Below are 11,862 nucleotides of genomic sequence, written 5' to 3'. Positions count from 1 at the left end.
TATCGGCCCATGTCGAGCGGGTTGTCGCTGCTTCCTGCGCTGATCGCCATCCCGCTGGCGTTCTTGAGCCATCGGGTGGTGCCGGCGCTTATGGCGTACGTCTTCATCGGCGCCCTGATCCTAGAGCGCGGCTGGCTGCCGGATGCGTTTGCCCGGGCGCTTGCGATCTTCGGGTCCGTGGTCAAGGACCTGGACAACCAGTTGCTCTTTGCTTTTAGCCTCTTGATCGGCGGACTGATCGGCTTGATCCAGCGGGCCGGCGGGATCGAGGGGTTCGTGCGTTGGGCAGAAGCCCGGCGGTTGCTCAAAACCCCGCGCCAGGTGGCGGTTTTGACCTTTATCACCAGCATGGCGCTGTTCATCGAGACCAATTTCGGCGTTCTGATCGCCGGATTGATCGCGGTGCCGCTGTTTGACCGCTATCGCCTCTCGCGGCTAAGGCTCAGCTACCTGCTCGATTCGACCTGCGCCCCCAAGTGCATGCTCATCCCCTTAAACGCCTGGGGAGCTTACGTCGCCAGCCTGCTCGCCGATCAAGGCATCGCGCAGCCCATGCCTTTGCTGCTGGCCTCTTTGCCCTGGGTGTTTTACGGCTGGATCGCCCTCGCTTTGGCCGGAATAGTCGCCGCGACCGACCTTAAACCGCCGTTTAGGATCGCCGTTTCCGAACGCACGCTGGGGGAGCTTCCCCATTTCGGCGGCGTGATCGCGCCAAAGGACGAGGCGCCTAAATTGGCCCGGCACTTGTGGGGGCCGATCGGGGTTTTGGTCGCTGGCGTGCTGGCGCTTTTGGGCCTGACCGGGAATGCGCCGTTGGCGATCTTCCTCGCGGTGGTTGGGGTGCTGGCGGGCACGCTCGGGTACTTTGGCAGCCGGCGCATTTTGGCGTGGGGCGAGATGTTTCAGGCCCTCCGCCAGGGGATCCGGATGCTGCTGCCGTTGCTGGGACTGTTGCTCTGCGCGTTCGCCGTCGGCGCTACGACCAAGGCCCTAGGCACCGGCGCCTTTTTGGCCGGCGCCCTGCACGGCCAGCTCGACCCGCTTTGGCTGCCGTTTTTGGTCTTCGGCATCGGCTGTCTGATCTCGTTTGCCAGCGGCACCTCGTGGGGCACCTTCGCCATTCTGATCCCCATCGTCGTCCCTTTGGCCGAAGCGTTTCAGGCGCCTACTGCCTTGCTGGTGGGGGCGGCGTTGAGCGGCGGACTGTTTGGCGACCACTGCTCGCCGGTCTCCGACACCACCTTGCTTGCCTCGCTGGCGGCAGGGGTCAAGCCGATCGAACACGTGCGCCATCAGCTCCCCTATGCGCTGCTGGGGGCTGGGCTGGCGCTCGGGCTGTATCTGCTCGCAGGGGCGATGATCTTATGAATTCCCAAAGCGCCGGCCATCGCTGGCTGTTTACCCTGGCCGCGTTGATGGTCGTGATCGCGGGCCTGCGCGCGGCGGCCGAGATTCTGGTCCCGTTTTTGCTTTCGGTATTTATCGCCATCCTGCTCTGGCCGCTGGTGGAGTGGCTGTACCGGCACCGGGTGCCGGCGTGGCTTGCGATCCTGATCGCCGTGCTCGGCTTGATGGTGCTGATGATCGTGCTCGGGGTGTTCGTCGGCAAGTCCATCGACAGCTTCATCGGCAACCTGCCTTACTATCAGAGCCGGCTGCAGGCCAACACCGCCGGCCTCATCGCCTGGCTAAACGCGCACGGCTTTGAAATCTCGCGCGAGCGCTTTGGCGAATTCTTCAACGCCGGACGCCTGATGCAATTGGCCGGCACCTTGCTCACCACCTTGACCGGCGCTTTTGCCAACACCGCCTTGATCCTGTTCTACGTCACCTTCATGTTCTTGGAAGCCTTCCTCCTCCCCTACAAACTGCAAAGGATTTTCGGCGATTCGACCCTCGCCGCCCGCTTTGAGACCTTTTTTGCCAACCTGCGCCGCTACCTTCATCTTAAAAACCTGATCAGCCTGGCGACCGGCCTGGCGGTGGCGTTTTGGTTGTCCTTGCTGGAGGTCGACTACCCCATCCTGTGGGGGACGGTGGCCTACGTGCTCAATTTCATCCCCAACATCGGTTCGTTCGTCGCCGCGCTGCCGGCGATCCTCCTGGCCTTGGTTCAACATGGAGTTGGCGGAGCCGCCTACACTGCCTTGGGCTATTTGGTGATCAACACCGTGATCGGCGGCTTTATCGACCCTAGGGTGGTGGGCAAGGGCTTAGGGATCTCCACCTTGGCGGTGTTGTTGTCCTTGATCTTCTGGGGTTGGGTGTTGGGGCCGGTGGGGATGTTTCTGTCGGTGCCGATCACCGTAATCCTCAAGATGTTCATGGAAGATAACCCGGCGACCTGCTGGATCGCCATCCTCTTGGGTTCAGGCACAGAAGACGAACGCAAAAAAACCTGAAACTCGGCTACGCTTTTTATGAGAGCCAAGCCAAAACGCCTATGAACATGCCCGATTCGCCGACCGCTTACCTCACCGAGGTTGAGGCCAGCCGCTTTGAAGCCCTGGCCGAAAGCCAGAAACCGGACCATCCGCTCTTTCAACTAGGCAGTTACGTCGCGATCGAGCAGGCGGGAATTCGGGTGTTGGCGGTCGTCAACCGCAGCGCACTGGATGCGCGCGGTGTCCGCCTGGAGCTCATCCCGCTCGGGGAAATCGACGCCGAGGGATTCCAGCGGGGGGTACGCCGCTACCCGACGCCGGGCGCCAAAGTGAGCGAAATCGCCGACGCGCAGCTACAAGCTGCGTTCGCCAAATACCGCGCCTTTGGGTTTGGCATCGGCCAGGTGGCAGGCCGCTCGGATCTGACCGCCTACTTAAATCCCAGCGCGCTGTTTGGGCGCAGCTTTGCGATCTTAGGCCAGTCCGGCGCGGGCAAGTCTTGGACCGTCGCCAGCCTCATCCAGCAAGCGGTGGCAACGATGCCGCGCGCGCACCTCATCCTGCTCGACCTGCACGGCGAATACTGCTGGCGCGACGGCCAAGGCGCGCTGCACTCGGCGTTCCGCCCCGGAACTTACCGCTACCTCGACGCCCGGGCACTGGAAATCCCCTATTGGCTGATGACTTATCAGGAACTGGTCGAGCTGTTGATCGACCGCAACGACCCGAGCGCCTCGGTCCAGATGGCGTTTCTGCGCGAGACCCTGCATACCTTAAAGCGCAAAGAAGCCGAGCGCCTTGCGATCGGCTTTGTGTCCATCGATGCGCCGATCTGGTTTTCGCTGGAGGAGCTGTACCGCGAGTTCAAGACCGCCAACGAACTGCGCACGGATTTCGGCAAGACCAAAGGGCCGCTTTACGGCCAGTTCGACCAATTTCTGGTGAAGCTGCAAAGCCGCTTAAGCGATGCGCGCTACGACTTCCTGCTCAAACCCAAGCAGCGCACCCAATCCGAGTCTTTAGCCACGCTGCTGCGGGATTTCGTGGGGCTAGGCGAGCCCAAGTGTCCGATCACCGTCATCGACTTGAGCGCGGTGCCGTTTGACGTGCGCCCGACGGTCTCGGCCCAGATCGGCCGGATCGCCTTTGAATTCAACTACTGGAACCCCAGGCGGCGGGAGTTTCCTCTGGTATTGGTGTGCGAGGAGGCCCACGCGTATATCCCCCGCACCGGCGACAAGTACGACGGCACCCGCCGGGCGCTGGAGCGGATCGCCAAGGAGGGGCGCAAATACGGGGTCGGCTTGGGCGTGGTCAGCCAGCGCCCGCACGAGTTATCGGAAACCGTGTTGTCGCAGTGCGGTACCTTCCTCTGCCTGCGCCTTTCCAACCCCGACGATCAAGCCTACGTGCGCGAACTGGTGCCCGATGCCGAAAGCGCGCTGGTAGACGTGCTGCCGGCTTTAGGCCGCGGCGAGGCGATGGTGATGGGCGAGGCGGTGCCGCTGCCGCTGCGGGTAAAAATCCGCCGCCCGGAGCCGGTTCCCCACAGCCAAGACGTCAACCACCACGCCGCCTGGCGCGAAGGGCCGGAAGACTTGCCCGTGGAAGCCATCGCCGGCCGCTGGCAGCGCCAGGGCCGAGCTTAAGACCCGATACAGCCTAAGGTACCGGTCTGGGCTTTGGTAAACTCGCTGCAGTTGGGGCGGGCTGTCCTCGTGCTCTACCGGCGGCAGCCAAGGCAAAAGGCGCAAAAAGAACGGCCTAGGCTCCCGAACCAAGCGCCAGGCGGCAATGCCCCCGGGCACTTTTTGGGGCAAATAGGCTTTGCCTTGCGCCCAAAGCTTGACCTGGGCAATCTGCGCGTGGAAATTGCCGCTTGCCGCAAAGACCTTCACTTTCAGCGGCAGCGCCGTACCGCTCAAGCGCTCGATTTCGCGCAGGTGCGCAAGATCGTCGCCGGAAACCAGTAAATAAACGGGCCTTTGCGCGGCAAGGCGCGCGATTTCGGCCAGCGCCTGCGCGCGGTCGGCCGTCCACCACTTAGCCAGCCGCGCCAAGGCGTCCTGATCCTCAAATCCTCCGCTCAGCTTCTGCCAGAGCAGGCGCTCCTCCGGCGCAAACGCGGCTGCCGGCGGTTGGCGCGCCCACACCGCCCGCCCGCTCAAAAAATCCACCCGCTGGCCGTTGTCCCACCAAGTAAGCACCAAAGCGTCTTGTTCCAAAGCGCGCAGGACTTCGCCCAGCGCCATCCAGGCCTGCCACTTGGCCGATCCCGGCTCGGGCAGCAGCGCTTGGCGCAAGGCGCCAAGCGCGTCCCGGTAACGCACCACATATAAGCTCAGCTGCTGGCCAGTTTTGGCGTGGTGGATTTCCCAGCGTTCAAAGCTTACCGGAGGATAGCATCTGCTGCCGTCTTCCGGCCAAGACGCCGCGCTTTGCGCCACCTGCCACGGCTCCTTGCCCGGCCCCAGCGCCGACCAAAGCAAGGCGGCGCCCGTAAGGAACAAGGCGCCGCCCAAGAGATAACGCCACCTCAAGGCTTGCGCCGGATTACCCAGAGGCCGCCGACGAGCAACGCCGCGCCCAAAGGCAGGCGCAGATCGAGGCTTGCCAGCCCGGGCAAGCGCAGATTCGCTTGCTGCGCCTTGGCCTTGGCGCGCAGGCGCGTGGCCTCGTCCATGATTTCGGTGTAGTCGCGCAAGAGCGGCGACCAACCCTCCGTATAGGTGAACCCGCCCGGATTCATATGGAACAGCCCCTTATAGAGCTTGATCAGATCGTGCTCCCACATATCGGCGTAGATACGCTCCACGCGCGATGGGTTATTGCCTTTGGCCCAGAACAGCTGGAAGAACCCGCCGGGCGCGTCCTGCACCGGCGCGGGCGGGGCCGGGCGGTTGGTTTTTTGGCCGACCAACAAGCCTTCGTCGTACAGCGCCTGGACGACTTGCTTGGCTTCCTGCTCGACTTTCAGCCCCGCGATCGTCCCGCGGTCGGCGGTCTCCAGATAGGTCCTGGCAAAGCGCGGCGAATGGCAGTTGCTGCAGGTGACCACCCACGCCTCTTGGCGCTCCTTGAACCAGGGATGATCGAGGTTGTCGGCGATCTGCGGGGTGGGATTAAAAGCCCAGCGCACCTTGCGCACCAGGTTGTGGGTGTACTCGCCTTGGTATTCAAAGTGGCACAGCTGGCAGGTGGGGGCAGTATAGCCGCCCTTGGTCAAGGCGTCCTTGAGGGGCGCTTCGAAGTTCCACTGCGCTTTGTGCGTTTGGTACACCGTGCCGTGCTTGGACAAAAGGTAATTCTCAAACTCGTTGTGATCGGCGCCGTTGTGACAGGTGGCGCACGCCTCGGGTTGTCTGGCCTCGGCCGCCGAGAAGCTGTGGCGGGTGTGGCAGCCGTCGCACTTGTTCTGCTGGTAGTGGCACATATCGCAGCCCTGGGCGATCTCGCGCTCGGCCATCCCCGCCCAGATGTCGTTTTCGACGTTGGCCTTCCAGTCCACCGCGTGCGAGGGATGGCCCTTGGGCCATTGGTTCTGCGGCCAGGTCTGCTCCTTTTCCGCCTCAGCCTGGGCGAATTGCTCGACGTGGCAGGTGCCGCACGCGGCTCGATCGGGAAGTTTCAGGTCCTGATCGTGGCGAATGGTCTGCTTGCCCACCCCGCCGTGGCAGTCGATGCAGCCGACTTCCTTCAGGTGCGCGCCTTCCGGCAACAGGCCCTGGCGTACCAGGTTGGCTTCGACCTCGGCCAGTTTCCGCTTCTTATACGCGCGCACGTCGGAGTCGGGCAGGGCGCGGATTTCGTCCAGCCGGGCGTGGGTGCTGTTTTTCCAAGCGTGGACGAAACCTGCCGTGACCGCCTGGTGGCAGGCGACGCACTGTTCGCGGCCCACCTCTCCAGAGATCGTAGTCGGCGGTTGGTAAAAATCCTTAGGATCCCAATAACGCTGGATCGGGATCGGTTCCCAGTGCTTAGCCAATTTGCCTTTGCCGGGATGGTCCTGGTAATACCGCTCGATCAAGGGTTTGGGGTCGGCGCCCAACTGCGCGAAAGCAGGCCAGGCAAAGACAAAAATCAAGAGCGCCACAAGCCGCGCGTACATAGGAGTCCTCCTCGCTTATGGTTTTCGACTTATCATAGCACCCGCGCCGGAAGCAAAAAACTTGACGGTTCTTTTCACCCGGCGGTATAGTTTCGATGCGAAACTATACTAACAAAAGGAGGTCGAGATGAACAAGCGATCGCTTTTGCTCAGCGGGCTCCTGATTGCTTCCGGCGCGCTTGGGGCGGCCGAGACCCAAGTGCGATACCCCGAGGGGTTTCGCAGCTGGTACCACGTCAAATCCATGGTGATCCAGCCGGGGCATCCGCTGGAAAATCCCTTCGGCGGGATTCACCACGTCTACGCCAACGCCAAAGCCATGCAAGGACTAAAAACCGGCAACTACCCAGACGGGGCGGTGTTGGTGTTCGACCTGTTCGACTACCAAGAAGACAACCACGCGCTGGTCGAGGGCAAACGCAAGCTGATCGGGGTGATGGAGCGAGACGGCAAACGCTTTGCCAAAACCGGCGGGTGGGGGTTTGAGGGGTTTGGCGAAGGCAAGCCGGACAAGCGATTGGTGACCGACGGTGGGCAAGGGTGTTTCAACTGCCACGCCGCGCAGAAAGACAGCCAATACGTGTTTTCCAAGCTCCGAGATTGATCCGCGGTTTTTCTTCCTCGTCTGGCCGCGCCTTCAGCGCGGCCTCTTCTTTTTTCCCGGACGAGCAAGATGACCGAAGCCGAGTGGCAGGCAAACATCGAGCGCTTTCTGCGCGAGTGGCCGGGGCTTAGCCAGTTTTGCACCCAGAACGGCTGGATCGACGACGCAACGATCCGCTATGAGATCCAAGCGCTCACGGAACGCGAGGCGATCGTAGCCGTCTGGTTCACGGAAATCCTCATGGAAGGATCCGGTTGCGTCGCCGACCGGCGCGAGTGCTTCGGCAAGCTGCGCTTAAAATGCGATGGGCGCGCCTTGAGCGCGGAGCCGGTTTAAGTCACCACATCCGGCCCTGCGCGGCCGCTTCTGGCCTTGACCGCGCTCAAGGATTCGGCTAAAGCGATAAGCTCGGCGAGCGCTTCCTGCGGATCCAAGTCGTGGCGACTAGGATCGGATTCGTAGCGTTCAAGATAAATCCGCAAAGTCGCCCCTTCGGTGCCGGTTCCAGACAAGCGAAACACCAAGCGCGCCTCCGGCTCTAGAAGGATGCGGATCCCTTGGCCCGGGGTGATGCTGCCGTCCACCGGATCGGTGTAGCAAAAATCGTCGGCCAAGGCGACGGTGTAACTCCCTAGGCGCTGGCCGGCGAGCTTAGGGCATTTCGCGCGCAGCTGCGCTAGGATCTCCTGGGCGAGGGCGTTGTCTAGCGCTTCGTAATCGTGGCGGCTGTAATAATGGCGGCCGAAACGGCGCCAATGGTCGCGGACGATGGCGGCCACCGGTTGCCTACTGGCGACCACTAGGTTGAGCCAAAACAAGACCGCCCACAGGCCGTCTTTCTCGCGCACGTGATCGGAGCCGGTGCCAAAGCTCTCCTCGCCGCATAAAGTGATCTTGCCGGCGTCTAAGAGATTGCCGAAAAACTTCCAGCCGGTCGGGGTCTCGTAGCAAGGAATGCCAAAGGCTTCGGCGACCCGATCCACCGCGCGGCTGGTGGGCATGGAGCGGGCCACGCCGCATAATCCCTGGCGGTAACCCGGAACACGATGCGCGTTGGCTGCGAGCACCGCGAGGCTATCACTGGGAGTGACGAAAAACCGTTGCCCTAGAATCATGTTCCGATCGCCGTCCCCATCCGAAGCCGCCCCCAACGTCGGGGCGTCAGGGCGGTACATCTTTTCCACCAAGACCTTGGCGTAGGTCAGGTTGGGGTCGGGATGGCCGCCGCCAAAATCCTCCTTGGGTTCGGCGTTGATGACCGAACCGGGCGCGGCGCCCAATTCCTCTTCTAAAATTCGCTTAGCGTACGGGCCGGTGACTGCGTGCATGGCGTCAAAGCACACGCTCACCGCACCGCTCCGCAAGGCAGCGCGAATCCGTTCGAAGTCGAACAAGTGCGCCATCAACTGGGCGTAATCGCTGACCGGGTCGATGATCCGCACGAGGGTATCGCCGCACTTAAATTCCCCAAGCTGCCCAAGGTCGAGGTCGGGCATTTTGGCGATCTTGTATTCGGTGATCGTGCGGCTGCGCTGGTAAAACGCGTTGGTGTAGCTTTCCGGCGCAGGGCCTCCGTTTTGGATGTTGTATTTGATCCCGAAATCTCCATCCGGTCCTGCCGGATTGTGACTGGCCGACAGCACGATTCCGCCCAGCGCTTTGTATTTGCGAATCAGGTGGGAGGCGGCCGGGGTCGAGAGCAGGCCGTGCTGGCCGACGAGCAAAGTGCCAAACCCGTTGGCCACCGCCATCTTGAGGATGGTCTGCAAGGCTTGCAGGTTATAAAAACGCCCATCGCCGCCTAAGACGAGGGTTTTGCCTTGCCGATCCGGCAGACAGTCGAAGATGGACTGCACAAAATTTTCCAGATAGTTGGGTCGCTCGAGAAAAACCCGAGTCTTTTTACGCAGGCCGGAAGTGCCGGGTTTTTGGTCGGAGTAGGGTGTGGTCGTGCGGATTTCGATGTCCATGCGCTCGCTCCCGCTTTGAGGTTTCGTATATCATTTTCGGTGTGAGTTTAACACCAAGAAGGAGCGCGGTACATGTGGAAATGGGGACTGCTCATTTGGGCCTGGGCGCTCGCTGCGAACGCTCAGGGAAAAGATGACGTCTGGGTGCTCGTCGACACCAAAAAGCTTATGCTCTACGTCATGCAAGGCGACAAAGTCGTCGAAGCCTTCGACCGCATCTCCATCGGCAGTCGGGGCGTGACGCGAGCCAAACGCCGCGGCGACCACAAAACCCCGCTGGGGGTGTTCCGCATCGGCTGGGTCAAAGAAAGCAGCCGCTATCACCGCTTCTTCGGCCTCAATTACCCCACCCTCGCCCACGCTACCCGCAGTTGGAGGCAAGGCTGGCTGGACGACCGGACTTATCGGTCGCTCATCCGCGCCAACTTCGAAGGCCGCGTCCCCCCGCAAGACACGCCTTTGGGAGGATTTGTCGGCATCCACGGCGTGGGCAAAGCCGACCCCAGCATCCACGGCGTGTTCAATTGGACGCAAGGGTGCATTGCGTTGACCGACGCCCAGATCGACCGCTTAAGCCGCTGGGTTGGAGTTGGAACTCCGGTCGTCATCCGCTAGGCAATCAAGTTTTTGACGAGAGCGTGGGATTTGTGTGATGATTTTGTCGCGTGATAACCAACAAGCAACGAAAGGGAGATGTCTATGTTAAAAACATTCGCTAAAATCTCAGCTGTAGCTCTCGCGCTGGGCGCTGTGACCGGATGCGCTACCAAGGGGCAGTTGCAGGAGGTGCAAAATCGCGTTTCCGGCCTGGAATCGCGAGTCTCAAAAGTGGAAAGCGCCCACAACGACATAATGAAAGACCTCCGTAGCGCGCACGATCACGCTGCCCGAGCCGAAGAAAAAGCCGAAAAAGCTTTGGAATGCTGCGAAGCCCAGAGCGAGAAGCTCGATCGCATGTTCCAAAAACGGATGCTAAAGTAAATACTCTTTGCTGAAACTTAGCCCCGCCTTGCGCGGGGCTATCTTTTTTAGGCGCGGGGAAGAACGCGGTCGGCAATCTTGACCGGAACGCCGGTTTGCTCTTCAAGCGCCTTGCGCAAGGCCGAGCCAACGAGGCGAATGGGTATCCCTTTGGTTTTACCCTCTATCAGGCTCAGCGCTTGTTTGAGCATCTCTTCATAAGAGCCTCCGTGCTCCTCCAGCGGCGGATGAACCTCAATATACAGCGCCTCACCCAGCCAACCTAGCTTGATCGGTTGATTGACGAAGGTGACCTGAGTGCCGACCGGGATTTCGGCAAACAAGCGTTCGATGTCTTCAGGATACATGCGCACGCATCCGTGGGTGACGCGCATGCCGATGCCGAATTCTTTGGCTTCATCGGTGCCGTGGATCAAGTAACCTTGGATGCCAAGGCGCAGCGCGTACTTGCCCAATGGGTTGTCCGGTCCGGGAGGGACAGCGTCCGGAAGCGGGTCCCCTTCGGTGGCGTGTTCTTTTTTGATCGACTCCGGCGGCACCCAGACGGGGTCTTTGACCTTGGCGACGACGCGCGTGGTGCCTAAGGGAGTGGCCCAGTCCATGCGGCCGACGCTGACCGGATGGGTGATTACGCGGGCCGGTTCCCCGGAACGGGGAGGCGGGAAGTAATACAGGCGCATTTCCGGAATGTTGAGAACGATCCCCTGGCGGGGGGCATCCGGCAGCACAAACCACTTGGGCAACACGACTTCGGTGCCGTCTTGCAACAGCCAAGGATTCAGGCTAGGGTTGGCGAGGCGGATTTCGTTCTGGCCAAGGTTGTAACGGCGCGCAATTTCTAGGAAAGTATCTTTTTTGCTGGCGCGGATCGTCTGCAACTGGCCAACCAGCTCCGTCCCAGTCGGCGGCAAGACGTAAGAATCCGCCCACACCCACGGCGTCATTAGCCAAGCGCTCAAAACCCAGACAAATTTTCTGCTCATACGAACTTTCAAGTTGCCACGCAATAAATCGAATAGAATAACACTTTAACCTTTAAAAACGCTTGAAGGAGACTCAATGGCGCAAAATGATACCCTGATCAAAGCGGTTTATGCTGCATTTGAACTCGATCCCCAGGTCAATCCTCACCGCGACCGCATCGCCGTCCAGTACCACGCCGGCGGCATCGTTCTGACCGGTGAAGTGGCCGAGATCTCCGCCAAACGCCGCGCCTACTATACGGCCCTAGAGGTTCCGGGGGTAAGCAGCGTGGACGATCGGCTGCGGGTCAAGCCGGCCCAAGCGATGGGCGACGATGAAATTTTGGCCCATTTGACCAAGATGCTTTACGAGGATCTGGCTTTCAAGCATTACGGCCTGAGCGCGATCAACCACAAAGGAGAGCGCCAAATCCTGCGCCAGCTGGACGGGCAAGCGGGTTCCTTCCTCGTCCACGTAGAGGACGGCACGGTCACTTTAAGCGGGCAGGTCAAATCGCTATGCGACCGGCGTCTGGCCGAGGTCATGGCGTGGTGGGTACCAGGCAGCGGCAACGTCGTCAACCAGCTAAAAGTCACCCCTCCGGAAGAAGACAACGACGACCAGCTCAAAGAAGCCATTCTGTTGGCATTGGACTTGGATCCGTTCGTGGATTATCAGCAGCTCGCCATTCAGTGCCGGGCCGGCAGCGTCCTCTTAGAGGGGGTCGTGCCGGTGGCCGAACAGGTGCGCCTGGCAGAACACGATTGCTGGTATGTCGAAGGAGTAAAAAAGGTCGAAAACCGCCTCAGGTTGCCCTAAATTCGGAACAGGCGCAAAAGCGTGACAAGGACT

11 protein-coding genes are annotated in these 11,862 nt (G+C 61.0%); 8 read left to right on the top strand and 3 right to left on the bottom strand.

Annotation, left to right across the window (positions count from 1 at the left end):
- Positions 1 to 9 precede the first annotated feature (9 nt).
- From ACYQ3M_RS02910 to ACYQ3M_RS02900, 3 genes are read left to right on the top strand one after another with little or no spacing between them, the layout of a single operon-like run.
- Complete coding sequence (locus ACYQ3M_RS02910; RefSeq protein WP_460034551.1) at positions 10 to 1,368, top strand: Na+/H+ antiporter NhaC family protein; 1,359 nt, start codon at positions 10 to 12, stop codon at positions 1,366 to 1,368.
- The gene (locus tag ACYQ3M_RS02905; RefSeq protein ID WP_460034550.1) at positions 1,365 to 2,402 is read left to right on the top strand and encodes an AI-2E family transporter; all 1,038 of its coding nucleotides are present in this window, start codon (positions 1,365 to 1,367) and stop codon (positions 2,400 to 2,402) included. Before ACYQ3M_RS02910 ends, ACYQ3M_RS02905 begins: the two co-directional genes overlap by 4 nt.
- A gap of 41 nt (positions 2,403 to 2,443) precedes the next feature.
- Positions 2,444 to 4,033: an ATP-binding protein gene (locus tag ACYQ3M_RS02900; RefSeq protein WP_460034549.1), complete on the top strand. Its 1,590-nt coding sequence runs from the start codon at positions 2,444 to 2,446 to the stop codon at positions 4,031 to 4,033.
- An 887-nt stretch (positions 4,034 to 4,920) separates the two neighbouring features.
- On the opposite strand, the gene ACYQ3M_RS02895 is transcribed toward ACYQ3M_RS02900, so the two are convergent.
- Positions 4,921 to 6,492, bottom strand: coding sequence for a multiheme c-type cytochrome (locus ACYQ3M_RS02895; RefSeq protein ID WP_460034548.1), 1,572 nt, complete (start codon positions 6,490 to 6,492; stop codon positions 4,921 to 4,923).
- A gap of 127 nt (positions 6,493 to 6,619) precedes the next feature.
- Between ACYQ3M_RS02895 and ACYQ3M_RS02890 the strand changes: the two genes are divergently transcribed.
- Both ACYQ3M_RS02890 and ACYQ3M_RS02885 read left to right on the top strand, forming a co-directional pair.
- A complete protein-coding gene (locus ACYQ3M_RS02890; RefSeq protein WP_460034547.1) occupies positions 6,620 to 7,096 on the top strand; it encodes a cytochrome P460 family protein in 477 nt (158 codons plus the stop codon).
- 69 nt (positions 7,097 to 7,165) lie between these two features.
- Complete coding sequence (locus tag ACYQ3M_RS02885; protein WP_460034546.1) at positions 7,166 to 7,432, top strand: hypothetical protein; 267 nt, start codon at positions 7,166 to 7,168, stop codon at positions 7,430 to 7,432.
- Here the strand turns inward: ACYQ3M_RS02885 and ACYQ3M_RS02880 are convergent.
- Positions 7,429 to 9,066: an alpha-D-glucose phosphate-specific phosphoglucomutase gene (locus tag ACYQ3M_RS02880; protein WP_460034545.1), complete on the bottom strand. Its 1,638-nt coding sequence runs from the start codon at positions 9,064 to 9,066 to the stop codon at positions 7,429 to 7,431. The two genes, ACYQ3M_RS02885 and ACYQ3M_RS02880, sit on opposite strands and share 4 nt — an antisense overlap.
- 72 nt (positions 9,067 to 9,138) lie before the next feature.
- Here ACYQ3M_RS02880 and ACYQ3M_RS02875 point away from each other — a divergent pair, with 72 nt between their 5' ends.
- Together ACYQ3M_RS02875 and ACYQ3M_RS02870 are read left to right on the top strand one after the other, a co-directional pair.
- Positions 9,139 to 9,681: a L,D-transpeptidase family protein gene (locus ACYQ3M_RS02875; protein ID WP_460034544.1), complete on the top strand. Its 543-nt coding sequence runs from the start codon at positions 9,139 to 9,141 to the stop codon at positions 9,679 to 9,681.
- 84 nt (positions 9,682 to 9,765) lie between these two features.
- The gene (locus ACYQ3M_RS02870; RefSeq protein ID WP_460034543.1) at positions 9,766 to 10,047 is read left to right on the top strand and encodes an Lpp/OprI family alanine-zipper lipoprotein; all 282 of its coding nucleotides are present in this window, start codon (positions 9,766 to 9,768) and stop codon (positions 10,045 to 10,047) included.
- A 47-nt stretch (positions 10,048 to 10,094) separates the two neighbouring features.
- Here ACYQ3M_RS02870 and ACYQ3M_RS02865 read toward each other — a convergent pair whose 3' ends face one another.
- The gene (locus ACYQ3M_RS02865; RefSeq protein ID WP_460034542.1) at positions 10,095 to 11,030 is read right to left on the bottom strand and encodes a L,D-transpeptidase family protein; all 936 of its coding nucleotides are present in this window, start codon (positions 11,028 to 11,030) and stop codon (positions 10,095 to 10,097) included.
- A gap of 76 nt (positions 11,031 to 11,106) precedes the next feature.
- Between ACYQ3M_RS02865 and ACYQ3M_RS02860 the strand changes: the two genes are divergently transcribed.
- Entirely contained in the window at positions 11,107 to 11,829 is a 723-nt protein-coding gene (locus ACYQ3M_RS02860) for a BON domain-containing protein (protein ID WP_460034541.1), read from the top strand.
- Positions 11,830 to 11,862 lie beyond the last annotated feature (33 nt).

The sequence above is a fragment of the Methylothermus subterraneus genome (assembly GCF_054656915.1).
The sequence above is the reverse complement of the archived record's forward strand: the minus strand, read 5'-3'. Positions and strand labels throughout refer to the sequence as shown.

What these genes read in the sequence shown, in the direction of transcription:
- ACYQ3M_RS02890 (WP_460034547.1), top strand. Translation starts at nt 6,620, where the DNA reads ATGAACAAGCGATCGCTTTTGCTCAGCGGGCTCCTGATTGCTTCCGGC.
- ACYQ3M_RS02875 (WP_460034544.1), top strand. Translation starts at nt 9,139, where the DNA reads ATGTGGAAATGGGGACTGCTCATTTGGGCCTGGGCGCTCGCTGCGAAC.
- ACYQ3M_RS02900 (WP_460034549.1), top strand. Translation starts at nt 2,444, where the DNA reads ATGAACATGCCCGATTCGCCGACCGCTTACCTCACCGAGGTTGAGGCC.
- ACYQ3M_RS02910 (WP_460034551.1), top strand. Translation starts at nt 10, where the DNA reads ATGTCGAGCGGGTTGTCGCTGCTTCCTGCGCTGATCGCCATCCCGCTG.
- ACYQ3M_RS02905 (WP_460034550.1), top strand. Translation starts at nt 1,365, where the DNA reads ATGAATTCCCAAAGCGCCGGCCATCGCTGGCTGTTTACCCTGGCCGCG.
- ACYQ3M_RS02880 (WP_460034545.1), bottom strand. Translation starts at nt 9,066, where the DNA reads ATGGACATCGAAATCCGCACGACCACACCCTACTCCGACCAAAAACCC.
- ACYQ3M_RS02865 (WP_460034542.1), bottom strand. Translation starts at nt 11,030, where the DNA reads ATGAGCAGAAAATTTGTCTGGGTTTTGAGCGCTTGGCTAATGACGCCG.
- ACYQ3M_RS02870 (WP_460034543.1), top strand. Translation starts at nt 9,766, where the DNA reads ATGTTAAAAACATTCGCTAAAATCTCAGCTGTAGCTCTCGCGCTGGGC.
- ACYQ3M_RS02895 (WP_460034548.1), bottom strand. Translation starts at nt 6,492, where the DNA reads ATGTACGCGCGGCTTGTGGCGCTCTTGATTTTTGTCTTTGCCTGGCCT.
- ACYQ3M_RS02885 (WP_460034546.1), top strand. Translation starts at nt 7,166, where the DNA reads ATGACCGAAGCCGAGTGGCAGGCAAACATCGAGCGCTTTCTGCGCGAG.
- ACYQ3M_RS02860 (WP_460034541.1), top strand. Translation starts at nt 11,107, where the DNA reads ATGGCGCAAAATGATACCCTGATCAAAGCGGTTTATGCTGCATTTGAA.